Source organism: Ancrocorticia sp. (assembly GCF_052089425.1).
GTDB lineage: Bacteria > Actinomycetota > Actinomycetes > Actinomycetales > Actinomycetaceae > Ancrocorticia.
Window position 1 is genome coordinate 1 of sequence record NZ_JBQCZW010000018.1, and the last position, 25,321, is coordinate 25,321.

The 25,321-nt window shown below is 59.3% G+C and carries 25 protein-coding genes and 2 riboswitches; of the genes, 11 read left to right on the forward strand and 14 right to left on the reverse strand.

Features of this window, described 5'->3' with window-relative positions:
• Nucleotides 1-138: 138 nt before the first annotated feature.
• From ACTHV6_RS07125 to ACTHV6_RS07140, 4 genes are all read right to left on the reverse strand, one after another.
• Entirely contained in the window at nt 139-1,062 is a 924-nt protein-coding gene (locus ACTHV6_RS07125; RefSeq protein WP_441386595.1) for an amino acid ABC transporter permease, read from the reverse strand.
• A complete protein-coding gene (locus tag ACTHV6_RS07130) occupies nt 1,059-1,745 on the reverse strand; it encodes an amino acid ABC transporter permease (protein WP_441386596.1) in 687 nt (228 codons plus the stop codon). Before ACTHV6_RS07130 ends, ACTHV6_RS07125 begins: the two co-directional genes overlap by 4 nt.
• Nucleotides 1,746-1,849: 104 nt before the next feature.
• Nucleotides 1,850-2,686 (reverse strand): glutamate ABC transporter substrate-binding protein, encoded by an 837-nt coding sequence (locus ACTHV6_RS07135; protein ID WP_441386597.1) that lies wholly within the window; start codon nt 2,684-2,686, stop codon nt 1,850-1,852.
• A 42-nt stretch (nt 2,687-2,728) separates the two neighbouring features.
• The gene (locus tag ACTHV6_RS07140) at nt 2,729-3,586 is read right to left on the reverse strand and encodes an amino acid ABC transporter ATP-binding protein (RefSeq protein ID WP_441386598.1); all 858 of its coding nucleotides are present in this window, start codon (nt 3,584-3,586) and stop codon (nt 2,729-2,731) included.
• 243 nt (nt 3,587-3,829) lie between these two features.
• Between ACTHV6_RS07140 and ACTHV6_RS07145 the strand changes: the two genes are divergently transcribed.
• The 4 genes from ACTHV6_RS07145 (at nt 3,830) to ACTHV6_RS07160 (ending at nt 8,146) form a co-directional block, all read left to right on the forward strand.
• Nucleotides 3,830-5,386, forward strand: a complete 1,557-nt coding sequence (locus tag ACTHV6_RS07145; RefSeq protein ID WP_441386599.1) for an FGGY-family carbohydrate kinase — start codon at nt 3,830-3,832, stop codon at nt 5,384-5,386.
• Nucleotides 5,387-5,459: 73 nt separating this feature from the next.
• Nucleotides 5,460-6,803, forward strand: coding sequence for a sn-glycerol-1-phosphate dehydrogenase (locus tag ACTHV6_RS07150; RefSeq protein ID WP_441386600.1), 1,344 nt, complete (start codon nt 5,460-5,462; stop codon nt 6,801-6,803).
• Between the two features lie 72 nt (nt 6,804-6,875).
• The gene (locus tag ACTHV6_RS07155; protein ID WP_441386601.1) at nt 6,876-7,670 is read left to right on the forward strand and encodes an HAD hydrolase family protein; all 795 of its coding nucleotides are present in this window, start codon (nt 6,876-6,878) and stop codon (nt 7,668-7,670) included.
• A gap of 2 nt (nt 7,671-7,672) precedes the next feature.
• On the forward strand, nt 7,673-8,146 hold the full coding sequence (locus ACTHV6_RS07160; protein ID WP_441386602.1) for a carboxymuconolactone decarboxylase family protein: 474 nt from the start codon (nt 7,673-7,675) through the stop codon (nt 8,144-8,146).
• Between the two features lie 33 nt (nt 8,147-8,179).
• Here ACTHV6_RS07160 and ACTHV6_RS07165 read toward each other — a convergent pair whose 3' ends face one another.
• The 8 genes from ACTHV6_RS07165 to ACTHV6_RS07200 form a co-directional block, all read right to left on the reverse strand.
• Nucleotides 8,180-8,839, reverse strand: a complete 660-nt coding sequence (locus ACTHV6_RS07165) for a TetR/AcrR family transcriptional regulator (protein ID WP_441386603.1) — start codon at nt 8,837-8,839, stop codon at nt 8,180-8,182.
• A gap of 20 nt (nt 8,840-8,859) precedes the next feature.
• Nucleotides 8,860-9,891 (reverse strand): ABC transporter ATP-binding protein, encoded by a 1,032-nt coding sequence (locus ACTHV6_RS07170; protein WP_441386604.1) that lies wholly within the window; start codon nt 9,889-9,891, stop codon nt 8,860-8,862.
• Nucleotides 9,834-10,604: an ABC transporter transmembrane domain-containing protein gene (locus ACTHV6_RS07175; protein ID WP_441386605.1), complete on the reverse strand. Its 771-nt coding sequence runs from the start codon at nt 10,602-10,604 to the stop codon at nt 9,834-9,836. Before ACTHV6_RS07175 ends, ACTHV6_RS07170 begins: the two co-directional genes overlap by 58 nt.
• Nucleotides 10,601-12,457: an ABC transporter ATP-binding protein gene (locus ACTHV6_RS07180; protein WP_441386606.1), complete on the reverse strand. Its 1,857-nt coding sequence runs from the start codon at nt 12,455-12,457 to the stop codon at nt 10,601-10,603. Before ACTHV6_RS07180 ends, ACTHV6_RS07175 begins: the two co-directional genes overlap by 4 nt.
• Before the next feature lie 633 nt (nt 12,458-13,090).
• Nucleotides 13,091-14,068: an aldo/keto reductase gene (locus ACTHV6_RS07185; RefSeq protein ID WP_441386607.1), complete on the reverse strand. Its 978-nt coding sequence runs from the start codon at nt 14,066-14,068 to the stop codon at nt 13,091-13,093.
• Nucleotides 14,069-14,142: 74 nt separating this feature from the next.
• Nucleotides 14,143-14,631 carry a DUF4411 family protein gene (locus tag ACTHV6_RS07190; protein ID WP_441386608.1) on the reverse strand — a complete coding sequence of 163 codons (489 nt, stop codon included), beginning with the start codon at nt 14,629-14,631 and terminating at the stop codon, nt 14,143-14,145.
• A complete protein-coding gene (locus ACTHV6_RS07195) occupies nt 14,631-15,785 on the reverse strand; it encodes an ImmA/IrrE family metallo-endopeptidase (protein ID WP_441386609.1) in 1,155 nt (384 codons plus the stop codon). The genes ACTHV6_RS07190 and ACTHV6_RS07195 overlap by 1 nt, the downstream gene beginning before the upstream one ends.
• A gap of 365 nt (nt 15,786-16,150) precedes the next feature.
• Nucleotides 16,151-16,786: a TetR/AcrR family transcriptional regulator gene (locus ACTHV6_RS07200; RefSeq protein ID WP_441386610.1), complete on the reverse strand. Its 636-nt coding sequence runs from the start codon at nt 16,784-16,786 to the stop codon at nt 16,151-16,153.
• A gap of 111 nt (nt 16,787-16,897) precedes the next feature.
• Here ACTHV6_RS07200 and ACTHV6_RS07205 point away from each other — a divergent pair, with 111 nt between their 5' ends.
• Nucleotides 16,898-17,263 (forward strand): DoxX family protein, encoded by a 366-nt coding sequence (locus tag ACTHV6_RS07205; protein WP_441386611.1) that lies wholly within the window; start codon nt 16,898-16,900, stop codon nt 17,261-17,263.
• A 238-nt stretch (nt 17,264-17,501) separates the two neighbouring features.
• On the opposite strand, the gene ACTHV6_RS07210 is transcribed toward ACTHV6_RS07205, so the two are convergent.
• On the reverse strand, nt 17,502-18,500 hold the full coding sequence (locus tag ACTHV6_RS07210) for an iron-siderophore ABC transporter substrate-binding protein (RefSeq protein WP_441386612.1): 999 nt from the start codon (nt 18,498-18,500) through the stop codon (nt 17,502-17,504).
• 50 nt (nt 18,501-18,550) lie between these two features.
• On the opposite strand from ACTHV6_RS07210, the gene ACTHV6_RS07215 reads away from it, so the two are divergent.
• The 3 genes from ACTHV6_RS07215 (at nt 18,551) to ACTHV6_RS07225 (ending at nt 21,618) form a co-directional block, all read left to right on the forward strand.
• Complete coding sequence (locus ACTHV6_RS07215; protein WP_441386613.1) at nt 18,551-19,600, forward strand: FecCD family ABC transporter permease; 1,050 nt, start codon at nt 18,551-18,553, stop codon at nt 19,598-19,600.
• On the forward strand, nt 19,597-20,655 hold the full coding sequence (locus tag ACTHV6_RS07220; protein WP_441386614.1) for a FecCD family ABC transporter permease: 1,059 nt from the start codon (nt 19,597-19,599) through the stop codon (nt 20,653-20,655). The genes ACTHV6_RS07215 and ACTHV6_RS07220 overlap by 4 nt, the downstream gene beginning before the upstream one ends.
• Before the next feature lie 108 nt (nt 20,656-20,763).
• Nucleotides 20,764-21,618, forward strand: a complete 855-nt coding sequence (locus ACTHV6_RS07225) for an ABC transporter ATP-binding protein (RefSeq protein ID WP_441386615.1) — start codon at nt 20,764-20,766, stop codon at nt 21,616-21,618.
• Here the strand turns inward: ACTHV6_RS07225 and ACTHV6_RS07230 are convergent.
• Nucleotides 21,615-22,367 (reverse strand): TenA family protein, encoded by a 753-nt coding sequence (locus tag ACTHV6_RS07230; protein ID WP_441386616.1) that lies wholly within the window; start codon nt 22,365-22,367, stop codon nt 21,615-21,617. The two genes, ACTHV6_RS07225 and ACTHV6_RS07230, sit on opposite strands and share 4 nt — an antisense overlap.
• 69 nt (nt 22,368-22,436) lie before the next feature.
• A riboswitch (TPP riboswitch) is annotated at nt 22,437-22,526 on the reverse strand.
• A 105-nt stretch (nt 22,527-22,631) separates the two neighbouring features.
• A riboswitch (TPP riboswitch) is annotated at nt 22,632-22,731 on the forward strand.
• Between ACTHV6_RS07230 and thiM the strand changes: the two genes are divergently transcribed.
• The 3 genes from thiM (at nt 22,719) to thiD (ending at nt 25,230) form a co-directional block, all read left to right on the forward strand.
• Nucleotides 22,719-23,555 (forward strand): hydroxyethylthiazole kinase, encoded by an 837-nt coding sequence (gene thiM / locus ACTHV6_RS07235; protein WP_441386617.1) that lies wholly within the window; start codon nt 22,719-22,721, stop codon nt 23,553-23,555. It overlaps the preceding riboswitch by 13 nt.
• On the forward strand, nt 23,552-24,370 hold the full coding sequence (gene thiE / locus ACTHV6_RS07240; RefSeq protein ID WP_441386618.1) for a thiamine phosphate synthase: 819 nt from the start codon (nt 23,552-23,554) through the stop codon (nt 24,368-24,370). The genes thiM and thiE overlap by 4 nt, the downstream gene beginning before the upstream one ends.
• The gene (gene thiD, locus ACTHV6_RS07245) at nt 24,367-25,230 is read left to right on the forward strand and encodes a bifunctional hydroxymethylpyrimidine kinase/phosphomethylpyrimidine kinase (RefSeq protein ID WP_441386619.1); all 864 of its coding nucleotides are present in this window, start codon (nt 24,367-24,369) and stop codon (nt 25,228-25,230) included. The genes thiE and thiD overlap by 4 nt, the downstream gene beginning before the upstream one ends.
• Nucleotides 25,231-25,321: the final 91 nt, after the last annotated feature.

Sequence of the window (25,321 nt, forward strand, 5' to 3'; positions counted from 1 at the left end):
CCAACATGGAGTAGGTATACCGTGTCCAACCCGCACATAAGTACTCCAAGAGTGGATGGCTACGGAGAAAGTACCGACGAGGAGGACGGGTACTTTTTAATAACGACGACGACGGGTCGCGCCAGCGGATCTGGCAACCTACCTCCCTGCCTCCGCCGGCTCCAGCGTTGGCCGAGTGACGGCCGCATTGGTGTCCGTGAGCGTGAGATCTTCTTCTGGTTCTCCCGGTTCGGCGGGCGCTGTCAGGCCCGTTGCCGATTCAAGCTTTCTGGAGAGTAGGCGTGCCAGATACCCGAGCGTCGCGTTGATGACAATGAAGATGACTGCCGCAACGAAGAGTGCTGGTAGGTAGTTCTGATAGGCCGATCCGAAGTTCTTTGCCAGATTGAGGAGCTCGAAGTAGGTGATGGTGTAGCCCAGCGCCGTATCCTTCAGGATCACCACTAGTTGGGCAACCATTGACGGCATCATGGCGATGAGGCCTTGGGGCAGCAGGATCGAGACGAGCGTTCTCCCGCCCGTCATCCCAAGCGCAAGGCCCGCCTCACGCTGACCCGACGGAAGGTTCTTCACGCCGGAGACAACCAACTCCGCGATCACCGCACCGTTGTACAGCGTCAGGCCACACACCACTCCCCAGAATGGAGCGTCAGAAGGATTGACCAGCACGCTCGCGAACATGAAGTAGAAGAACAGCATAAGGATCAGCACGGGGACTGCCCGGAAGAACTCCACAAGAACGCCGCCAACCAGCCGGACAAGCCTGTTTCGGGCGAGCCTCGCAACACCTAGCAGGAGGCCAAGCACATTCGAGAAGACGATGGCTAAAGCGGCCGCTTTCAGGGTGCCGAGGATCCCAGGGATGTAGTAGATCTCCCACGTGGACGTTTCAAGGAAGGGAGTCCACTTTGCCGCATCAAACTGGCCCTTCTCCGCCAGTACTGAGATACCCCACGCAAGGATGCCAACCATGATCACCACGCCGATGACGGTGGCGATATTCGTCCGGCGCCGAGCGATCGGGCCGGGTTCATCAAAGAAGTCTGAGATTGTTCGGTTCATCGTTCAACCGCCATCCTTCGGGAGAAGTAGCTCGTGGCCATACCCATGGGGAGGATGAGGATGACGAAGAAGAGGGCCACCGTGAGGAAGATGGGCGCGATGAGGTCAGGCCGGTTCTCCAGCATCTCGTTCATCACGGTGGACATCTGAACAACACCGGCAGCCGTGGCCACCGTAGTGTTCTTCGCCATTGCGATCAGGGCGTTGCCGATCGGGGCGATCGAACCTCGAAGCGCTTGCGGCAGGATGATCGATCCGAGAGTCTGCGTGAAGGTGAGCCCCACAGCCCTCGCTGCCTCAGCTTGACCTGGCGGCACCGTGTTGAATCCGGAACGTATTCCCTCTGCCACGAAGCAGCACGTGTAGAGGGACAGCGCGAGCACCGCCAGCCAGAAGGAGTTACTTGCCAGATTGCCAGAGAACTCCAAACCCAGCGATGACCACAAAACGAGGGAGCAGAACACCATGATGAGAGTCAGCGGCGTATTCCGAACGGTGTTGATATAGGCCGCCCCAAACCTCCTGAGGAACGGGACGGGACACACGCACATGATTGCTAGCGCTGTGCCAATGGCCAAAGAGAAGAGACCGGAAAAGAACGCCAGCTTTATCGTGACCCAGAATGCAGGAAAGATATCGTACTCGCTGAAAAGCGTTGCGAAGCTGGAAAAGAAGTCACCCACCGCTCTACCTCCTTCGTGTGTTGGTGATGAGCGGATCTGGCCCGGCCCGCAAACAGATAGGCCGGGCCAGATCTCCGATTAAGTACCCTGAGGAAAGCTGTCCCCTAGGAACAGGAGCCACCCACCTCCGGAGGATTGGTGGACGGATCGGGCGTGTAGGCATCGCCTAGGTTCTCCTCAAGGAACTTGTCCCAGGAGCCATCTTCGATCATTTCGTTGAGAGCATCGTTCGCGGGCTCGCACTTGTCAGATCCGTTCGGCAATCCGATACCGTAGGGCTCCTCTGAGAAGGCTTCGCCCACCAGCTTGAACTTGCCTTCGTATTCGGGAGCATCCGCATACCCGGCAAGAATGCTGTCATCCGTTGTCACGGCGTCAATGGTGCCGTTACCCAGAAGCTCAACACATTCCGAATACGTCGAGGCTTCGTAAAGCTGCACGCCGGTGGAGTATTCATCCTTGATGCGTTGTGCCGGAACCGCACCGGATACCGAGCACAGGTTCTTGCCGTCAAGGGAATCGGGCCCGGTGATCGAATCATCATCTTCCTTCACGAGCAGGCCCTGACCGGCTACCAAGTATGGACCGGCAAAATCGATCTGCTCTTCGCGGGCTTCGTTCATCGTGTAGGTGGCCACGACCATGTCCACTTGCCCGTTCTCCAACATGGTCTCCCGCTGGGCGGTCACCGATTGGACGAACTCCACCTGATCCTCGGAGTAACCGAGCTTATCGGCCACGTAATAGGCCACATCCACATCAAACCCGGAATACTCGCTTCCCTTTTGTAGGCCAAGGCCGGGCTGATCGAACTTAATACCAACGGTCAACGTTTCATCACCTTCACCGCCCGAAGAATCATCATCTCCGGAGGAGCAGGCACTGAGCGTAAGCGCGGCCACGGCCGCCATTGCACAAGCACTGAACTTCTTGTGACGCATGTTTTTCCCTTCGTTCGTTCACACGCAGTTGGGTGGTTTTGGTTAATGAACAAGGATCTTCGAGAGAAAATCCTTGGCCCTCTCCGATTTGGGATGAGCGAAGAACTCATCGGGGGCCGCTTCTTCCACGATCACCCCGTCATCCATGAAGATGACCCTGTCAGCGGCCCGGTGGGCAAAGCCCATTTCGTGGGTGACCACAACCATGGTCATTCCTTCTCGAGCCAGACTTGTCATTACGTCCAACACTTCGTTGACCATCTCCGGGTCAAGCGCGGACGTGGGCTCATCGAACAGAATGAGTTCTGGTTTCATCGCCAAGGCACGCGCAATTGCCACGCGTTGCTGCTGTCCGCCCGAGAGCTGGGCAGGACGCTTGGAGGCTTGCGAATCAACGCCCACTCGTTTAAGGAGTTCCATTGCTTCGGTTTCCGCCTGCTTTTTCGCAACCTTCTTGACCTTGATGGGTCCGATCGTCACGTTATCCACGATCGATTTGTGAGCGAACAGGTTGAAGGATTGGAACACCATTCCCACCTGGGCCCGTAGTTTGGCTAGCGCGCGGCCCTCCGTGGGAAGCTCCTTATCTCCCAACACGATGTTGCCTTCTTGGATCGGCTCCAACCGATTGATCGTGCGGCACAACGTGGATTTGCCAGAGCCGGATGGGCCCACAACAACCACTACTTCCCCGCGGTTGATTGTGAGGTTGATGTCCTTGAGGACGTGTAGATCCCCGAACCACTTGTTCACGCCCTCCAGCTGCACCAGAGGTTCACCTACTCGGTGAGGATTCTGGAGCGCACCATCTCCAGCACTCGCAGCTGGTTCTGGGGAAGTAGGAAGCGCCTCCTCAGTCACGTTCCCGGTTTCAGCGGCTGGTTCATTTACCTCGTGCATAAGTCCTCACCTGCCAAATATCGGATACTAACCATTCGAGTGGTGCAGGCCCACCAGAATTCGTGCGGTTGACGCTTATACTCACAGATCTGTATTTCGCCCGAGTTTCCGAAAATCGTCGGTTCCGTGACACCTCCTGTGGGGGCGGTCACGGTGACGTAACTTCGTGCATGTTACTGACGGGGCACGCCCCGAACCTTTAGAGTTGAGGGATAGTGACCGCGATTGCGAGGAGGCAATCTCATGACCGACGTATATTTAGGGATCGATCTGGGCACAGGCGGTGCACGGGCAGGGTTGTTTGACGAACAGGGGCGCGCATTGGCGTTCTGTTCAAAGCACGTAGAGAGCTTCTACCCGCGCCCCGGCTGGGTGGAGCAGGATCCAAACGAGTGGTGGAGCGCCATCGTTGGTGCCGTACGCGGCGTTGTTGAAGAAGCGGGCATACGCGGCGAAGATGTTGCCGGCATCGGATATGACGGAACCTCGGCCACACCCGTATCGCTTGATTCTTCCCGCAATCCCCTACGAAACGCGATCCTGTGGGCCGATGTCCGATCAGCCACTATTGCGGCACGCGCCTCGGAGATCGATCACTGGGCTCGGCTGTACAACGGAGGCGGAAAGGACCATGCCTCTGCCGAATGGTTCCCGTTCAAGGCGATCTGGCTCAAGGAGAATCAGCCGGAGATCTGGGATCAAACGGCCCTTCTCCTAGATGCGCCGGACTGGATAGGGATGAAGCTGACGGGAGAAATCGCCTTTAACACGTGTTCGGCTTCCATCAAGGCTTTCTACAACGCGGACCATGGGGGCTGGCCAGAGGACTTCTTCGCTCAGTTGGGAGGAGAGGACATCCTGTCCAAGATTCCAACCAACGTCCAACCCATGGGAGCACTGCTTGGTGGGCTTTCACCGGAAGCGGCCGAAGAACTCGGCCTTGCCGCTGGCACCCCGGTGGGCGAAGGTGGCATCGATGCCGAGGCGGGCATGGTTGGCATGAACGTGCTCACCCCCGGCGATATGGCGCTCATCACCGGATCCAGTAACTGCCTTCTCGCTCAGAGCGCCACGCCGCTTCACGGCCCCGGCATGTTTGGTGGGCACACGGACGCCGTGGTGCCCGGCCAGTACACGCTTGAGGCATCACAGGGTTCTGCCGGATCGGTCATGCAGTGGTTCCTACGCACCTCCGCACTTGATCTGATGGAGCAGGAGAAGAATGGCGGACCTTCCGCATTCGATACGCTCAATGACCTTTCGGCCGGCATGGCACCCGGTTCAGATGGCGTGGTTGTTACCGAATACTTCCAAGGCAACAGGAGCCCGTACACGGATAATCGAGCCCGCGGCACCATTACCGGGTTGAGCCTGCACCACCGCCGCGAGCACGTCTATCACGCTATTCAAGAGGCGAACTGTTACGGCGTGGAGCACAACCTGCGCACCATGAAATCGCTGGGCTACGATCCCCGCTCGCTCACCGTGTGCGGAGGAGCAACCAAAAGCCCAACGTGGCTCCAGATGTACGCTGATATCCTCGGGATGGACGTGAACGTGACGAAGGTTCAAGATGGCCCGGCTCTGGGTTCAGCCATTCAGGGAGCGGTTGCCGCCGGGCGCTATGCCACCCTTCAGGAAGCCGCGGCTGCAATGGTTCACGATCACTACACACTCTCCCCGGATACGGAAAAGCACGAGGAATACAGATTCTGGGTGGATCGCTACACGGAGATTCACCCGGCTATGCGCGATATTCAGCATTCGATCGCCGATCACATGGCCGAAAGCGAAGAGTGACCGCGGGCAACGAGCGATCACACAACCACGCAGGCACCAGACTCCTCCCCACAACCACAGAAAAGGAATCTTCATGAGTACCAACGCCGTTGACGAGGCACTCGAACAGGCCGAATACACCAAGGTCATCGAAGTTGGCCGTGGCGTGCTGTCTCAAGCGGGCAAGATTTTTATCGATAACCTTCTGGGCGGTTCACCCTGCCTCCTCGTGGCGGACGAGCGCACATGGAAGGCTGCCGGCGCCGCACTCCACGATCAGCTCCAAGCAGCGGGCGCCACGCTCACAGAACCGCTGATCTATCCGGGCCAGCCCACGCTTTATGCCTCCTACGATCACGCGGAGGAGATTCGCGAGAAGCTGCGGGCAACCGGCGCGCTCGGCATCGCGATAGGTTCGGGAACGATCAACGATCTGACCAAGCTGGCCTCTGGAGAACTCGATCAGCCTTATGGGGCTCTGGCCACCGCCGCCTCCATGGATGGCTACACGGGGTTCGGCGCTCCGATGACCCGCGATGGCCTGAAGATCACGATGCCCTGCCCCGCACCCCGGGTTGTGGTGTTTGATCTTGACGTTGCAGCCGCCGCGCCATCCCCGATGGCCGCCTCCGGGTATGGGGACCTTTCGGCGAAGATCCCGGCCGGCGCCGATTGGATTCTGGCGGACGCCGGCGGAGTTGACCCGATTCACCCGCTTGCGTGGAAGCTTGTGCAAGGCGGGGTGAAGGAAGCGCTATCCCGTCCCGATGATCTGGCCGCAGGCATCCCCGAGGCCTACGAGGGCCTGTGTACGGGCCTTGTCATGTCCGGGCTTGCGATGCAGGTGGCGGGCAGCACTCGCCCGGCCTCAGGTGCCGATCACTACTTCAGCCACCTGTGGGAGTTGGACCATCTAGGCGCGGAACTGGATCCCCCGCTCAGCCACGGCTTCAAGGTATCGATCGGCACTCTGGCTATGACGGCCTTCTACGAGAAGTTCTTAGAGAAGGATATTGGCGCCATCGATCTTGACGCCGTGGTGGCCGCTTGGCCCAGTTGGGAACAGATCGAAGCGGATATTCGATCCACCATGACCGGGCCACTGATTGACAAGGGAATCAACGAGACGCGGGAGAAGTACGTGGATGCCGCCGGCCTTCGCGCCCGCCTCACCCCGATCATCGCCGGGTGGCCGGCGCTCCAGAACAAACTCCGCCAGCAAGTCCTTCCTGCAAAAGAACTTCAGAATATGCTCGGCCGCGCCGGAGCACCCACCCGGCCGGAAGATATCGGGCTTACCCCCGCGGCCGTCAAGGAAACGTTCCCCCGCGCCATGTACTACCGCTCGCGATACACAGTTCTGGATGTTTCGCGCGAACTCGGCCTGTTCAACGAATTGGTGGACGAGGTGTTTGCACCCGGCGGCATCTGGAGCTAGTGGGAGCTCCCACGATACCCGCAGCGCATTCGCCCGGTAGACTTGGTGTATCAGCGTTGATAGGAGATACACGTGCAGCTTCATGGCCGCCCAATTCACGCCATCGCCATCGATATTGACGGCTCATACGCCTCAGGTATCGACATCAGCGATTTCGGCTACACCGTACTGAAGAAGGTGCAGGCTGAGGGGGTCGCCGTCGTCGTCGTTACCGGACGATGCGAAGCCGCGGCGCTCACGATAGCCGAGCGCGCCGGTCTCACTGCACCCGTGATTTCGTGCAACGGTTCCATGATCACGGACCCAACTACTCACGAGCGGCTAGCGGTGAATCCACTTGCCGAGCGGGACGTGGACGTCATGCTCGAACTTGCCGACAAACTGAATCTACAACCCTACGTGTGGGATTCGGCCGGGATCTGGACGGATCGGGGCGGGCCGGACACCACGGAACTGGGCGCACGCAACTTTCTGGAGATCACGCCGCGCCCAATGCCCGAGCGCTGGGATCAGGTGGTCAAAATGATGGTGTCCGGCCCGGCTGAGTATTTGGATCGCGTGGAGCCCGAACTCGCCGCCACCGCCCTCGAACGCTGCCTACCGAGGTTCTTTGAGGCCAGCGCGGTGGGCTTTTCCAAGTGGGACGCGTTGAGCCTAGTCCTCGACCGAATCGGCGTGGCGCCCGCGAACGTTCTAGGTTTTGGCGACGGCGGGACTGACGTCCAGTGGTTGGGAAGCATCGGCTTTCCCGTGGCGGTGGCCAATGCAGCACAACGTATTCAGGACATTGCCACCCACCGCATCGGGCACAACGAAACCGATGCGGCGCCCAAGTTTGTGGCGGACCTACTCAAGGAGGAAATGTAGTCATGGCGCTATTCATGGACAAGGTGTTGAAGGAATCGTGGAAGGACGCCCAAAAGTTCACGGCAACGGTGACTGAGGAAGCCGAGAAGAGCGGCCTGAGCCTAGAGGAAATCGAACTCATCAATGTGCGCGCCTCCCAGCTCAATGGCTGCGCATTCTGCTTGGACCTTCATTCCCGGCAGGCCAGAAGCGCGGGAGTGACCCCGCAAAAGCTGGATATGCTGCCTGCGTGGCGCGAATCCAGCCTCTACACGGATCGCGAGACCGCCGTGCTTGCGGTGGCCGAGGCCGCCACCCGGCTTCCGCTGACCGAGGAGGCCCACGCCGATCTGTCCGCGGCGCAGGGCGTTCTTGGGGATAAGGCGTTCGTTGGAGCCGAGTGGGTTGCGTCCACCATCAACCTGTTCAACCGGATTTCCATTTTGAGCGAGCATCCGGTTCGCACCCGGAATGCCGAGGGCCAGCTCGCGAGGTGAGTTCTTAAGCACGACGACGGCGAAGGCGCATTCCTACCCCGCGATATCCGTGACTGTTCCTTCCCCCAAGCCGTGCTCCAGCCCCTCGATGATGAAATCGATCTTACGGTCAAGGTAACCACGCTCCATCCATCGAAGGTCTCTCGCGCCGAAGAGCGGGGCACCGGCGGAGAGGTGGTAAGCATCTTGCATTCTCGCCAAACCGGTCCGTCCGTCTGGGCCCACTTCTCGCATAGGTGCAATCCCGATGTGGGTCATGAACACAGTATCGGCAATGAAATCCAGTGCAAACATGATCGTTTCTGGACCAAAAGGCGGATTCGAGCGTTCAACAGCCTTCTCGATGGCGATGAAGTAGGGGGCCATTTCGCTGTGCACGTTCGGATTGTTGATAATCGCTAGGGGAAGCTCCGGGTGGTTCTCGCACATCTTCCAGGCCTGCTCTGAGAATTCCCGAAGCTGATCGGCCCATGAAAGCTCGGGATCCGGCAGGGGAAACCCCTTGAAGATCCGCTCGATGCACAGGCGAAACAGATCCTCTCGGTTCGATACCACGCGATACAGGGCAGGCGTGGTGACGCCCAAGTCTCGGGCCACCTGACCCATCGTGAAACTACCGGCGCCCAGCACGAGGGCAGCATCCACCGCATCATCGCTTGTAAATCGAGGTTTTGGTCCCGTCTTGCTGCCCACAGATAACAGGGTACCTTCTCCTATATCGAGAGCCGCCATCCTTCCGCCTGTTCTCGCTGATCCCAATAGCGCCGGTAGGCGCCGCCCGCCGTGTACAGCTCATCATGAGTTCCGGTTTCTGCGATCCGCCCGTCTTCACCCAATACGATGATCTGATCGGCACGAGCAATCGTAGTGAGCTTGTGCGCAATGACGATGAATGTGGCATTAGCGCGTAGCTCATCGATACTTGCCACCACGTTCTGTTCGTTTTCCGCATCCAGAGCGCTAGTTGCCTCGTCAAAGAGAACGATCGGTGATTTCTTGAGCAATGCTCTGGCAATCGAAACGCGCTGGCGCTCACCTCCGGACAGGGACGTTCCGCCCTCCCCCAAACGCGTGTTCCACCCTGCCGGCAAGCGCTCGGCGATTTCCGTGACGCCGGAGAGCTCTGCTGCCCAGAGAACCTCATCGTGAGTGGCCGATGGCCGCCCCACAAGAATGTTCTCCTCCAGAGTGTCATCAAAGAGATAGACATCTTGGAACACGATCGAGAGCTGGTTCATGAGTTGAGCGGTGGGCTCCATGTTGATCGGAGCGCCGCCCACACTTACCTGGCCGGAATTGACCTCCCAGAATCGTGCGATCAGCCGTGCCACAGTGGTCTTGCCAGAACCCGAAGGCCCCACAATCGCCGTCATGGTGCCCGGGCGTGCTGTGAAGCTCAGCCCGTTGAGCACCGGCGTTCCCTGCACGTATCCAAACGTAACGTCATCAAGTTCTGCCGATCCGGGCTCAAGCAGCGCCGCCTCCTCACTAGCTTCTTCGATCACGGGCGCGGACATGATCTCCACCATCTGATCCACTGGTGCCAGTGTTGCCTGAAGGCCAGCCAACGGCTCTGCCACATTCTGCAGGTTCTTCGAGAATCGCAGAGCAAGCCCAATGAAGGCAATGGACGTGATAGCGGGGATCGTGCCAACCGTTGCCAGCTGTGCTGCAACAAACACGAGCATCACCACAACGGATTGTGAGGCGATTCCCCCTGAACCAGCCCTGCCGTTTGGAGCCACAGTTGCTTAACTAATGCGCGATCATTGGCGTCCAGCGCCTTCATGAGGGGACGAAAGTTCGCGGATTGACCTGCAGCGCGGAGCGTGGGCTGGGTACGGGCATACTCCACTACACGGGATGAGAATTCTTCGTTCGTAGGAAAGGCGATGCGGTGAGCCTTATCGGACAGCTTGGTTCCCACCCACAGGAGCAGCACGGCAACTGGCATGGCAAGCAGGAACACAACCCCCAGTCTCACACTGAAGAACCAGATCCCGATCCCAACGCTCAGAACTGCCAGCAGGTTTCGCGTCAGCTTGAGCAGCATATGCGCCAGAGCCGACCCCACGTCCATAAAGCCGCTGGTCACGAGCCGTGAAAGCTCACCCGCCCGCTGCGGTGTGAACCATCCAATGGGCAGCCGAGCCAAACGATCCCCCAACCGCAAATGCCCCGATCGCACAACATCAGCAGCAGCCGTGTAACCATACATTGATTCGTTGTACTTGATGACTCCTCCAAGAAGGGCAAGAACCACAAGAACAACTAGCCAGGAGGTAAAACTCAGGCCAGAGCTCCCGTTGACCAGCGCATCCGTGAGGGGCAGCAGCGTCAGGAGGGAAAGCCCCTCAAGGATTCCCCCGATGACGGCAAGGACGAGGCCCCATCGCAGGCGGCTTCTCCCGTCCTCTGTCATCAGGAGCTGGGTGGCAGACTTGACGCCGTTAATCATCGATCATTCCTCACGTGCATCATCTTGCGGACTGCATCATCGGTTACCGCCTCGCCTTGGATACGTTCTGCGATTCGGCCACCGTCAAGGCGCAGAATCTGCTGCGCTCCGAACACAGATTCGGGCCTATGCGCAATAACCAACACCGTTCGTCCCTCAACCAAATGGGACAATGCGCGTTGGATCTCCGCCTCGGAACCAGGATCTGCGGCGCTCATTGCCTCATCCATGATGAGGATCGGGGTATCCATGAGCAGGGCTCGTGCGATTGCAATGCGCTGCATCTGGCCGCCTGATAAATCGATCCCTTCGCCAAACACGGTATCGAGTCCGTTAGGAAGCTCCCGGATTTCATCAGCTACATAAGCGTGCTCCAGCGCCTGCCAGATCTGTTCATCCGAGGCATCGGGTACGCCAAGGCGAACATTCTCTCGTAATGTGTCGCGGACGAGTTGTGAATCCTGAAGCACAAATGCCACAAGCCCGTATAGTTCTCCCGGTTCCATGCTGCGAATATCGCGGCCGCCTATCATGATCCGCCCGTGGGTTGGATCATAGAATCGCGCCAACATGAGGGCTAGCGTAGATTTGCCGGAACCCGATGGTCCCGTCAACGCGGTAACGGTACAAGGATCTAACCTCAGTGACACATCTTTGAGGGCATCTGCTCCCTCAGTGCCATACGTGAAGCTCACATCCTCGAATACCACGCCAGTTTCGTCAGCTGGTTCAGACTCCTCGCCCCGTACATCAGCGATAACGTCCAGCTCTTCCGTATGAAGAAGGTCAGTCAACCGCGTGGCGGCTGCCCCGGCCAGTTGATAGGACCACTGCGTGTTTCCAATGGTTTCAATGGAGTTTGGCAGGATGAGCGCGATCATCGTCGTCGTTATAACATCCGCTACAGAAACCGATCCGGACTGGACCACAAGCGAACCAACACCTACGTTGAGCAGCACAAGTACCGGAACACTGATAAAGGCCTCGGCCACGGACGATCCCTTGAGCATCGGACCCACCCAGCCAAGATAGAAGCGGCCAAACCCATCGGCTGCGTCCACGTACCGGCGGTGGGCCTGACCGAAGCGCCCGAACGCCTTAACCACGGCAATCCCGTCCGAAAATTCCACAACGGCGGACGATACATCGCCCAGCCGTGTATCCATTTCCGCGGTTTTAGCGGCCATGCCACGCATGTAGAGGCCTTGGACTGCCAAGTAGACCGGCACGGACACGAACGCCAGAAGTCCCAGCCTCCAATCGATGATGAAGGAGTACACCGCGAGCGCCAACGGGGTGACAACGGCAACCATTTCCTCAACCGGGGCATGTGCGATCAATGTGTGAAGCGTCTTGACGTCATCTTGCACCGCCTTGCGCACGCGCCCGGATGTAGCATCGCTGAACCAGGAAAGCGGGGCGTGGGCGATGCGCTTAATGATCCGTTCGCGGAGTAACCGCCCCAGCTTGAGGTCCGCGAAATGTGTGACGGCGAGTCCAACCATCAGGAAAAGTGCCTGCAACAGGAATCCCGTCAGCAGTGCGAACACGATCGTTTGCACGCGATCTGGGTCAGCGTTGCCACTCAACAGCTCAGCACCTAGGGCTACGAGCGCCACATACGGTGCAATCGAGACGATTCCCGAGCACGCCCCAAGGACGCGGCCGATCAACAACCTGCTCTTGACCGGACTCAGCATAGCGTTCAGCGCAGCCTTGTCCTGTTTCGCCTTCGCCTTCGCATCCGGCTGACCGTGGGCTTCGGGCTGTACCTGTGGATCAACCGAATCTGCGATATCCGAGTCCGGTTCTGGACGTGCAGTGGGGGCCGCAGCATTGACCTTTTGCGACATGGGCAACCTTTCGTTTCTGTACGTTAGGCTACCCTAACACTAAAGAGTGTTCATTATTAGGTCCTCTTTCCTATCGGCCCGGACGGGACGCGCAGGACGGCAGGCCATCAGATACTCTCAGGGAAGTCAGACGCAATCCGGTTCTTCGCAGTTGGGGGTGTGGTGGCCGGCCGTAGGTGCCTCGCTGTAGTTTGCTCGCTACAGCTCCGTATGTGGTGTAAGCCAGCTCTATATGCACGGCTCCTACAGCATGCGGAAGTGAACACCCCATCAGCTGCTGACGCCGAAGCCTCACCCCCGCCACAGCTCCGTATCTGGTGTAAGCCACCCCTATACGCATGGCTCCTACAGCATGCGGAAGTGAAACCGCCGGATTCAGAAACCAACACCTACACCCCCAACTGCGAACAGCCCGCAATTCCACAGAGGCGGGAGACGGCTATGTCCTCATGGCTGATGATCTCGCTGAAGCCGACATTGACTCCATCCGGATTGACTTCATGAGCGCGACGATATGACGGCGTTCGACATTCTTGTGAGCGAAACCGCTACCTTCTTTGGAGATAATCTGAAGTAGTCTCCCACCTGTGATCGCCCGCGGACGATCACAGGTTTCGCCCACCTTTCGCCCACCTAGCCGCGTGGCGTCGCGTAGGTCAGATATCCCTTGCCAGAAGCGGGCGGCACAATGGCATCGAGGGCATCCAGATCCTCCAAAGTTGGTGCCCATTGCACAGACTTCGCGTTGGCAGCAACCTGCTCAGCCTTCGTTGCCCCGGCAATAATCACGTCAACAGCCGGCTGGGCCCGAAGGCCACCAAGAGCCACGTCCAGCATACTGATGCCACGTTCCTGAGCGAAGGCCCGGATTCCTTCCACGATGTCCCAGTCCGCTCCATCGAAGCGGGCGGTTTCCGTTGCGAGGCGGCTGCCCGAGGGTGCGCCTGCATCGCGGCTGTACTTGCCGGTGAGCAGGCCGTAAGCAAGCGGGAAGTACGGGATGAGACTCATGCCGTAGTGGCTGAGCGCCGGAACAAGTTCGGCCTCTGCGCTGCGGTTGTAGAGCGAGTACTCGTTCTGGGCTGTGATGAAGTGTTCGCTACCAATTGCGTCAGCCACGGCGGCGGCATCTGCCACCTCCCATGAAGCGAAGTTTGAGCAGCCGATATAGCGGACTTTGCCTGCATTGACGAGGTCTGTGAGTGCCGAGAGTGTTTCCTCGATCGGGGTGATGCGGTCCGGCGTGTGGAGCTGGTACAGATCGATATGGTCCGTCTTCAGACGCTTCAGGCTTCCCTCGACCGCCCGCTGAATATAGCCACGGCTCGCGCGATTCGGTAGAGCACCTGGGTAAAGCCCTCCCAGATCCATGCCGAACTTCGAGGCGACAATGACTTCCTCACGTCGGCTACCAAGGGCCTCCCCGAGCATCGTTTCGGAGGTGCCAGCTCCATAGCTGTCCGCCGTATCAAAGAAGTTCACACCCTGATCAAGGGCGGAGGCGACTAGAGCATTGACACCATCCTGATCCACCCGCTTTCCGAACGCATTGCATCCGATGCCGAGTGCTGAAACAAGAAGGCCGCTGTAACCCAAGGATGTGTATTCCATGGGCTCTACGGTACCGCCACACCCGTGGCCCGCAAAAGGACACAGGCTGAGGACCTACCGAAAGCACCGACGGATCATCTGCCTAGTTCCAGTTGAGCACCGGTCATCCGAAGCATCCTGAAGGTGTCTGAGAAATGAACGCCCAGAGCGATGCACGCATCAGGGATAAGGATTCTGGCTTTCGCGTTCGAGTTTGGTCGCTCATGGGTGACCACTGTGTGCGCATGCTCTTTGGCGTACGCTACGAGTAAGTAGTCCGCAGTATTGGCAGTAAATGCTGAAATCGCCGCTTGCGTAAAGTGGCCAGATGCTGCCCAAGTGGATAGCGTTCCAAAGTGACGTGTAGTGCTTTGATCAAGGGGCCTGAAAAATCCAGAATGCTCCTGCGCCCAACTGGCAAGTTCGTCATTACCTACAATCAACTCGTCCCGAACTGCTTCGATGCTGCATGCAAGTGCTTGATCGTGAGCACGATCCAGCCACTTCCAAAAGCCAGGGGCTATATCGAACGCGTAATACCGGTTCTTTGCTTCAATGAGGATATTCGAATCAAGTAAGTACATCACGAGACCCCAAGTTTGGTTGCGAGATTCCAGAATGTTGCATTCTTTTTCGTCCCCAGCAGCCGATAGGCATCTCTGTAGGCAGTTGTGCCCTCGAAAGTACTGGAAAAGACAGCGCGTGCGAACTGGCGACTGAGCCGTAACGGTTGCGTGTAGTAATAATTGCCGCCAGACACGCTGCCTTTACGTCCATCGAGAATCGTCTTCAGCCTGTCAAGCTCTTCGTCATAGCGCCCAGAATAAGTATCCCAATCGATCAGTTGAGAAGAGTACAGCTGCTTCAGTATGACAAGCGTGCTCACTCGGTAGCGTGCAGCGAGGCCCTCCAACTCACCAATTGTCGGTTCGCCCGTGTAGTCGTTCCGTAAGAGCGCCTGAGGGACAAGCACTTCGGCCGCAACAGAATTGCACCACAACTCCACCGTGTTTCCCTGATCTGGCTTCACCGCTGCATCCGAAAGTGCACTTTCGCCATGCCACACATGGGCAAGCTCATGGATCATCGTAAAGATTTGAGCAGCCTTAGTGTCAGCTCCATTAACAAAGATCAGTGGAGCGATGGGATCGACTAATGCGAAGCCACGGAATTCGTCAGGACGAAGAACTCGATGGGTGTTGGACCCCACGATCCCACTGACCATGACAAGCACCCCTAGTGTTTCAATTCTGTCGATCAGGCGCCGCAGCGCCTCTTCCCAGTTACGGAATACAGAGCGGTCAGCAACATCAAATTCCAGCAGGCGACGAATACGATCCGCCACAACATTGGGGCTGTCGCTTGTTGTCGCAGATCCGACAAATTCCAGCGGCGTGAATCCGTGTTGAAGCCCGTAGCTTCGATACCACTGTTGGCGGTCTTGGCACAGATAGATAGCGTCGAGCATGTCTGCGGAAGGTTGGCTGACACCAACGTTCCGAAAGGTTCGCATATCAGGAATCGGCACGTGCTCCTCAGGTGGTTCTGGCAAGAAAAGCAAACCAAGGGGAGTGTGGGTATCGCTGGCGAACTTCTCGAGCTGCTTTAGGGTGGGCTCTTTACCCGCTGTCCATTCGCCGAATTTTGGTGCGCGGCTCCTGACCGTCTCCTCATCCCAGCCTGCCCGTTCAACCGCCCAGTGAAGAAGGTCGGAAGCAACAGGAACTCTGATAGCCATACCAACCACCTCCTTTAGGGAATGAATGGCTCGTCAAGCACCGTTCGTGCCTACGATCCTACTGGCACGCTCCGACATTCAGAAGGTCTGACCTCAGCTCTTCCTTACCCATCCCCTAACAACTGCACCACAGCGCCTCGACGATCTAGATGCACCTCGACTACTCCAGCACGCGCTAATCGTTCGAGTGTCTCCAAGCCGGGCGTAGCATCTCCACGCTCCAACCTAGCCACTTGAGCCTGCTTTCATCCCATCTGAGTGGCAAACACTGATTGGGTCAGTTGATGTTGCGCTCGGTATTGCAACACAATGGTCCAAGCAATCCCGCTCAAGATAGTGAGAAACGTATGCATATATTTCTCGCGTTATCGAATACCTTGCTCGTTGACTGATTGTTCAAGATTCAAGTTGGACGAAGTTTGTCCGGAGCAGTGTTCTACGCTATCCGCGACCGTCGGCGTGGCAACCAAGGTGAAAACGGTGCGCCACAGGTCTTCTTGGGCATCGGTGGCGAGCGCAATCAGAACACAACCCTGCATTGCAGCACCAAGGCCATATGCAGCACGTTGAGAACCCGCGATCGGAACGAGCAGAGTGGCCAGCCTGTCATTGAATAGCTTGACCATCGGACGCAGCTCGACGTCGAAACTGGCAGCCGTCAATAGTTCGAATGCACAGACCGTTTCGGAGCGTCGCTCACGTACCAGCTCCACAGCGTAATCTGCGCAAATCGCAGGAATACGCCTAGGATCAGCTTCTGCTTCCCGGAGTCGGGCAGCCAACGCCGTACCGATCTGTGCACCAGCATGCTCCAATGTAGCACGGCGTAACTCCACCGTTGACTGTAGGTGGTAAACGATCGAGGCCGGAGGAACACATGCTTCAGATGCAACTGCGCGTTGCGTAAGAGCCGGCAGGCCACCGCTAGCCACCAGTTCTACGGCAGCATCGAGCAACCGCTCCTTCGTTGCGGCACCATCTGCACGCACACTTCGTTTCATCTCTACCTCCTGAATCAATAGGAGTGTATGCTCAGTTTGAACAAATAGACAAACTAAAGTGATGTACCGGATGCCCCATGTACACGGCAACACCTTCTTAGGAGAAACACCATGCTTATAGCACTCTGGATCGTCAACGTTCTTCTCGCGCTCGCTTTTCTGGGGGCGGGTTCCCTCAAAATCATCCGTGGCAAAGAACAATTACAACAATCGGGCATGGCGTGGACAGAAGACTTCCCCGCCGCCATGATCAAGACGATCGGCACGCTCGAAATCCTTGGGGCTCTTGGGCTCATCCTTCCGTTGGCAACCGACATAGCACCGATCCTTACCCCGATCGCAGCCGTCGGCTTGCTCATCACGATGGCAGGCGCCATCTTCACACATACCCGCCGTCACGAGGCAGCCACACCGCCAATCGCTTTGGCAGTCTTGTCGATCATCAGCGCCGTTCTCGGATTCATCGTGGTGCTCTAAACGCACGTGAAGATAGCCTACCTAGGTGTCAGTCCCACTGTTGGGTCCCATTAGCTGAGCTCCGAGGCTTAGGCAGGGATCATCGTGCGACTAAACCAACGAATATTACGGCACCCACGGACTGCCATTTCGTACACTTCGCGCCTGCACCCGTCGATTCCAGCTCCGAAACCGTCAGAGCTTGAAAACGTTGGGGCAGGCGCGAATGTGCAGGAGTTTCTCGTTCAAAAAGCTAGAGCTACTTGACGGCATCCTCAATCATCGGCGTGAATTCATCGAGTGCATACTCGAGAGCCGCGGGGGTTCCCAGCGAGAAGGCCTGCGAGAGTTCATCGCTGATGACGATGTCCTTACCGTCTTGCACCGCCGGGATCAGGTTCCAGCCGGAATCCTCAGTGATCTCTGTGATATCAAGATAAATCGGGAATCCAACCAGCAAGTCCGCGTCCAGCATGTCCAGCTGCTCCGGAGAGACTGACACGGTCCAACCATTGTCGTTCACCGGAAGCTCGTCAAGGGTTGGGTTTTGCACGAAGCCGAGGTTCTCGAAGAAATCGACTCGCCCGTCATCGACATAGGCGCCCCAGCCTTCGCTTGTGCGAGTGGCCACCGTGACGGTCTTGTCCTGCCACTCTGGGTGAGCTTCCGACGTATCGGCAAACTTCTGGTCCAGCTCGTCCAGTATCTCTTGACCCTGTTCTGGCTGGCCGAGTGCCGTGGAGATCATGTCCATCTGCTGATCGCGAGTGGCCAGCCACGAATCTCCACCCTCTGGTACGCCAACGGTTGTGGCGATCTCGGACAGGCGATCGTAGCGTTCTTGTTCACCCGAGCTACGCACGTCAAGGATCAGGTCCGGCTTAAGGGCTGCGATCGCCTCGTACGAAGGATCTAGCGTGGCGATGATCTCGGGCGATTCATCATAGAGTCCCTCGGACCAAGGCCCCACACCGTCACCCCCGAATTCGAGCCAATCGGAAGCCCCAACTGGCTGAATTCCCAGCGCAAGTGCCGCTTCGGCGTCGCCCCAACCGAGCGCCACCACACGCTCGGGCGCTTTATCAACTTCCACCGTCCCGAACTTTGTTTCAATGCTTGCCGGGAAGGCGCCCTCCGCCCCCTCGCTGGGCGCAGTGGTTTCTGTATCTGTGGAATCGCTGTCCGATGAAGATGAGCACCCTGCCAGTGACAAGGCACAAACAGCAAGAAGCGAAGCTGCGGCGCGGCGTAAACGCATGAGTCGATCCATTCGTAGAACGTTGAGTTAGTTAGTGTATCCTAACTTTTGTGACATTATCGGATACTGCTCATGGAATCAAGAAGGCGGACGGACAACACGTCCCAACCAGCCGCCGCCTCTTTTTCCTTCCCCTCGCGCTAGCCGGCCTTGCCTTGCTGGTCATCCTGAGCATCGCGATTGGCTCCAAGTTCATCCCAGTTCCCCAGATCTTCGACGCCTTGGCGGGTGCCTCCGATGCGAACACAGCCCACATCATCTGGGACCTGCGCATCCCCCGGACCGCCGTTGGCCTCTGCGTGGGTATGGCTCTTGGCGTGGCAGGCGCACTCATCCAAGCTCTCACCCGCAATCCCCTTGCCGATCCGGGGATCCTCGGCGTTAACGCAGGGGCCTCCTTCTTCGTTGCACTGGGCGTTGCCCTGTTCGGGGTCACCACGATCAGCGGACAGGTGTGGCTTGCGTTCGCGGGAGCATTCGTTGTGACGGTGGCCGTGTACTTCATTGGATCGGCGGGGAGAGGGGGCACCGATCCGGCGAAACTCACCCTTGCGGGTGTGGCGCTCAGCGCCGTCCTCAGTGGCCTTGTCACAGCCATGACTCTTCTTGATCCCAAGGCGTTCAATGAGATGCGTTATTGGAACGTGGGAAGCATCGTGGATCGCGGTTGGGACATCCTGCTTCCGGTATTGCCCTTCCTCGTGATCGGTCTTCTTCTAGCCGTCATTGCCGCTTCCTCCCTCAACGCCATCGCGCTAGGAGACGATCTGGCCAAGTCGCTCGGCGCCAACGTTGCCCTTACCCGTGTGATCGTGGTTCTCGCGGTGACGCTCCTAGCGGGCGGCGCCACGGCGGTTGCCGGCCCCATCGGATTCATCGGCCTCATGATCCCCCACATTGCTCGATGGATCGTTGGCCCTGACCAGCGGTGGATTCTCACCTACACCATGATTTTGGCACCCTCGCTCATCCTCGCCTCGGACATCGTGGGACGGATCGTTCAGTGGCCGGGAGAGTACCCCGTTGGGCTGGTCACGTCCTTCATCGGTGCACCCGTCCTCATCCTTCTCGTGCGGCGCAGGAAGGCTAGCGGACTATGACGGCTCCAGCCACTCTAGATTTCGGCTACCGCAGCCTGACGTTCCGCCACTTCGGCATATCCGTTCGCTGGCCACTGCGCAGCGTGATCGTGTGCCTCATCCTGCTGGGTGCAACCATCGCCCTCGCGGCCTGGACCCTGACACTGGGCGATTACCCTCTCACTTTCACCGAAGTATGGGCCGCCCTCACGAATAACCCAGATGCGGGATTCGCCCGGACCGTCGTCGTCGAATGGAGACTACCCCGCGTACTGGCGGCCGCTATATTCGGGGCTGCCCTCGGAGCCGCGGGAGCCATGTTCCAATCACTTACCCGAAATCCCCTAGCCTCCCCTGACATCATCGGTTTCTCCACGGGCGCGTATACCGGCGCTCTCATCGTCATTATCCTGATGGGCGGAACGTATCTGGAACGGGCGGGCGGCGCTCTCATCGGGGGAATTCTCACGGCTGGACTCGTATACATACTCGCCTGGCGCCACGGTGTCCAAGGCTTCCGTCTCATCATTATCGGCATCGCCGTTTCCGCTGTGCTCGGCTCCTTCAACACGTGGCTCATGCAGTCCGCAAACCTCGAAGTAGCCCTGAGTGCCGCCGTGTGGGGCGCCGGCTCGCTCAACGGCATCAACTGGGAACAAGCCTTATGGGGCGGCCTCATTGTTATCCTCCTGCTGGCCGGCGGGGGCGTGCTGGGGCGCGGGCTTCGGCAGCTGGAACTGGGGGATGACGCCGCACGCGCCACCGGTGCGCGCGCCGAACCGGTCCGACTCTCCATCATGGTGATCGGCGTGGCCCTGACGGCAACGGTCACCGCAGCCGCCGGCCCGATCGCCTTTGTTGCCCTCGCCGCCCCGCAAATCGCGCACCGCCTGACCCGGAGCATCGGCATCACTGTGGCGCCCGCCGCCTGCATGGGGGCACTCTTGCTGGTGGTGGCCGATTTGGCTGCTCAGCATCTGCTCTCCACGATGCTGCCCGTTGGTGTGGTCACCGTTGTGATCGGCGGCGGATACCTCGTGTGGCTAATCGTTCAGGAGGCGAGGCGCCGTGTGTAAGCCGCCCACATGCCCCACATGCCCCACATGCCCCACATGCCCCACATGCCCCACATGCCCCAGACGGCCCCCGCAAACATCCGGAATCGTTACCGAAAGGATGCACCCATGACAGTTCCCGCAACAGAACGTCCCTCATCGGCCGGCACGTCGGAAGGTAGTTCGAATTCGGGCAGCTCGGACCGCCTCCACGCCGAAAACGCCACCATCGGCTATGACAAGCGCACCATTTCCCAGAATCTCTCTGTCTCGATCCCGGACGAATCCTTCACGGTGATCGTTGGCCCGAACGCCTGCGGCAAATCCACGCTCCTGCGCGCCCTCAGCCGCCTTCTCCAACCAAGCAACGGCCAGATCGTCCTAGACGGCCGCGATATTCATTCCTACCGAGCAAAAGAAGTGGCGCGCCGCATCGGCCTCCTCCCTCAAAGCTCCATCGCCCCGGATGGCATCACGGTGGCGGACCTCGTGGCGCGCGGGCGATTCCCGTACCAGAAGCTGATTCAGCAGTGGACCGAGGCGGACGAAAAGGCCGTGGCCGAAGCAATGGAAGCCACGGGCGTTAACGGGCTCTCGGGACGGCTGGTAGACGAGCTCTCCGGCGGCCAACGCCAGCGCGTCTGGGTAGCCATGGCGCTCGCCCAGGAAACCGACATCCTCCTCCTAGACGAACCCACCACCTTCCTCGACATCACCTACCAGATCGAGCTCCTCGAACTGCTCACGGACCTCAACCTTGCCGGCCGCACCATCGTGGCCGTCCTCCACGATCTCAATCACGCCGCGCGTTACGCCAGCCACCTCATCGCCATGCGCGACGGCCACATCATGGCCGAAGGCACCCCGCGCACGATCGTCTCCGCAGACCTCGTGGAACGCGTATTTGATCTCAAGTGCCTCGTGGTCCCGGACCCGGCCGTGGGCACTCCGCAGGTTGTTCCGCTGGGTAGGGAACGGCGTTAGTTTTGTAACGACGACGAACCCGCATCCAGCCCCTGCTGCCAGAATTCCTTCTCAAGCCTTGTTGCCGCGCGGAAAACCCGCACTAGTTCGGCGAACCGCCGCGAGCTGATCGCCCCGCCGTCAGAAAGCGCATCAAGGCGTGCGATAGCCGCTGCTGCTCCGGCTTGGAATTCCGCCCCGGCGTATTCCTCGATCCATTCTGCGTAGGGGTGGGCCTCGCCGTCACCGCCCGTACTGCCCGCGCTGCCTCCCGCGCCGCCTACCGCGCCAGCCCTTTCTCCCAACCCAGCCCCATTCGCCCGGAGCACTGGCTCAAGCGCGGTCCCAATCTCCGCGTATCCGATCACGCATGGGGCCAGAGCAATGTGCAGATCCAGCAGATCGCCGGACATCCCGGCGTCCAGCACGTACCGCGTGTAGGCAACGGTGCCCTGCTTTTCCGGAGCCGCGTCCAGCTCCTCCAGAGAAATCCCCCACCGCTCCGTCAGGCGGCGGTGCAGCTTCGTCTCGTCAAGGATGAGTGAGAGCGCATCGCTGGCCTCACGAATGTCCGCGAGCCTCCGGCTCTTGTATGCGGCCAAGGCATTCGCGCGGGCGAACTGAATAAGGAACAGGTAGTCCTGCACGAGGTAGTCTTGAAAGGCCTGGAGCGGCAGCGTTCCTTCCCCAAGCCTCTGCACAAACTCATGGTTGGTGTAGGCCTCCCACTCGGGGGCAATTGCGTCCTTCAGATCGTCAAACAGTGTCATCGCTCGTCCCTTTCACTACGTCTCATAGACACAGGGCGGGAGCGATGCGCGAGTTGGCGATGATGGCACCGCCCGCATCTTTGACATTCCTCCGCGAGTACGAACTCGATCAGGTTCTCGGGTTTCTCTCAGCCCAGATGGGCACCCCGTGTCTGCAGTACGAGTATCGCACACTCAGCTCACCGAGAGTTTTTATTTCGACGACGACGGCGCTCCGCGAACCTACAAAATCACGCTCGCGGCAGGGCGATCCTTGATAGGGTTACACGTGACATGGGGTGCCACGCGAGAGTGCGGGCTGAGAAAACACCCATCGAACCTGATCTGGTTAACTCTAGCGAAGGGATTGTCATGGTTGACCTCAACCTGCATTCTGCTTACAACACATTGCGTACCACCAACCCGCTGATCCAGTGCATCACGAATACCGTTGTGCAACAGTTCAGCGCCAACGTTCTTCTAGCGGCAGGTGCCTCACCGGCGATGCTGGACCATGAAGCTGATGCCGCGCAGTTCGCTCGGATCGCGAATGGCCTGCTCGTGAACTTTGGGACTGCCACTAGCCACCAATTTCTTGGCGCCGATGCCGCCATTGAGGCGTCTCTTGCAGAAGGCCACCCGTGGGTTCTTGACCCGGTGAGCGTTGGGGCAATCGAGTATCGGACGTCGAGGATTCGCCGTGCTGCCGGCATGAATCCCACCGCGATTCGCGGCAACGCCTCCGAGATCGCGGCTCTGGCCGGTGCCGGGCTTGGCGGGCGTGGAGTTGATTCCACCGATGAGGTGGATGCCGTCCTACCTGCCGCCGCCCAGCTGGCGCGTTCCACCGGAGCGGTTGTTGCCATCTCCGGGAAGACCGACGCCGTAGTTGCCCACATCAACGGGACGGACCATGTTGTGCGTGTGCATGGAGGGCACGAGTTGATGCCGCTCGTCATCGGGACCGGGTGCTCGCTTGGTGCGCTCACCGCCGCCTATCTCGCGGGTGCCGATACTGCCTCGGAACGCTTGAATGTCGTTGTTGCCGCCCACGCACACTTCGCCGTTGCCGGGGAGCGTGCTGGCCGCGATGCTCACGGTCCTGGAAGCTATTCTGTGGCCTTTCTGGACGCCCTCCATGCCGTGACGGCAGAGGAACTGGCGGGCGCACGGGTTGAGCTGAGTTCTCTTGAAAGCGTTGCGTCATGATCGCTGCCAGCCCGCGGTTGGCGGGGATTGATGCCCGGCTGTATCTGGTGACGGATACCGCTCAGTGCGAGTCGGCTGGCCGCAGTGTGGCCGAAACTGTATACGAGGCGGTGGCCGGTGGGGCTGGCATCGTTCAGGTGCGCGATAAGGATCTGGATGATGCTGGCTTTTACTCGCTGACGCGAGAGGTTATCGCTGCCGTAGCCGCGGCTATGGGCGGAAGTGGGAGGTACGTACCCGTCGTCGTCAATGATCGGGTGAACGTAGCCCGGCGGCTTCTGGACGAAGGCATCCCCATTCACGTCCATATCGGGCAATCAGACACCACGCCAGCCCGCGTACGGGCGTTGCTCGGGCCGGGGCCTCTCATCGGGCTCTCCGCGTCCAATACGGCCCAGTTCGCGGCCGCGCGGGCGTCCGGGGCGGTGGATCTTCTGGGGATCGGGCCGGTCTACGACACCTCAACCAAGGCCGATGCGCCGGGAGGGCTCGGGGCCGAGCATCTTGGCGAGCTGGTTGCACAAGCCGGGCTGCCCGCGGTTGGCATCGGTGGGATCACACATGATCGTGCGGCGGAAATCAGGGACTGTGGACTCATCGGGATGTGCGTCGTTTCCGCAATCTGCATGGCAGAGGATCCGCGGCGGGCTGCGGCCGAACTGCTTACTGCCTTCGATCCGGGTGGCCTCATTGGTGGAGTTGAACCGGGCAGTGCCGGTGTGGCAAGGGCTGGCGATCCCCTCACTAGTGCGGACCGTGCCGGCGGCAAGGTTTCCGCCGAAGAATCAACGTTGCGGTTAGGCGGGGCGCGATGAACCGGCCACCAATCGCGCTGTCCATCGCGGGGACGGATCCCAGTGGCGGCGCCGGCATCCACGCCGACCTCAAGGCCTTTGCTGCGCGCGGGGCTTTCGGCACCACCGTGATCACGGCCCTCGTTGCCCAAAACACCCACGGCGTTTCTCGGGTGTATCCCATTCACGATGATTTCGTTGCCGATCAGTTTGATGCCGTTCTGGGCGATATGCCCGTGGATGCCACAAAATCTGGCATGCTGGCCTCGCGATCACTCGTGGAGCTGGTGGTTGATCGCCGGCGCTCTGGTTCTCTTGGCTTCTACACGGTTGATCCCGTCATGGTGGCCACGTCGGGGCATCGCCTTTTGGAGGCTTCGGCTGTGGATGCCGTGCGCGAGCTGTTGCTGCCGGTTGCCGATCTGATCACGCCCAACCTGCCGGAGGCGGCTCTCCTGCTTGGGGATGACGTGGCGGAGGCTGCGAGCCCTCCGGAGATGGTGCGGCAGGCCCGCGAGCTTGTGTCCCGCGGAGCCGGCGCCGTGCTCCTTAAGGGTGGGCATGCACCTCAAGGAGACGTTGTGGATGTCCTGGTGACTGGTAGCGGCGAGGTCAGCCAGTTCATTCATCGGCGGGTGGCCACGCCGAACACTCACGGAACGGGATGCACCCTCTCCGCGGCAATCACCGCCGAGGTGGCGAAGCTCCTACACCAAGGCGCGGGCAACGCGCTGGATGCAGGTCTGTTTCACGAAGCGGTGGCAAGCGCACTGGATTATGTGTCCCGAGCGATTGAATCCGCTGCTGAGTGGCGTATAAGCCTCCAGCCTGAAGGGGCTCATGGGCCAGTGGATCATCAGGTTGATCTGCGGCGGGCCTAAGTGGCTAACCATTCCCGCGAGGTGACGGGTTAAGTCACGAGGTGACATGTTGCAACATGTCAACAGCGGCATTAAAGTGTCTCCTCCCCAA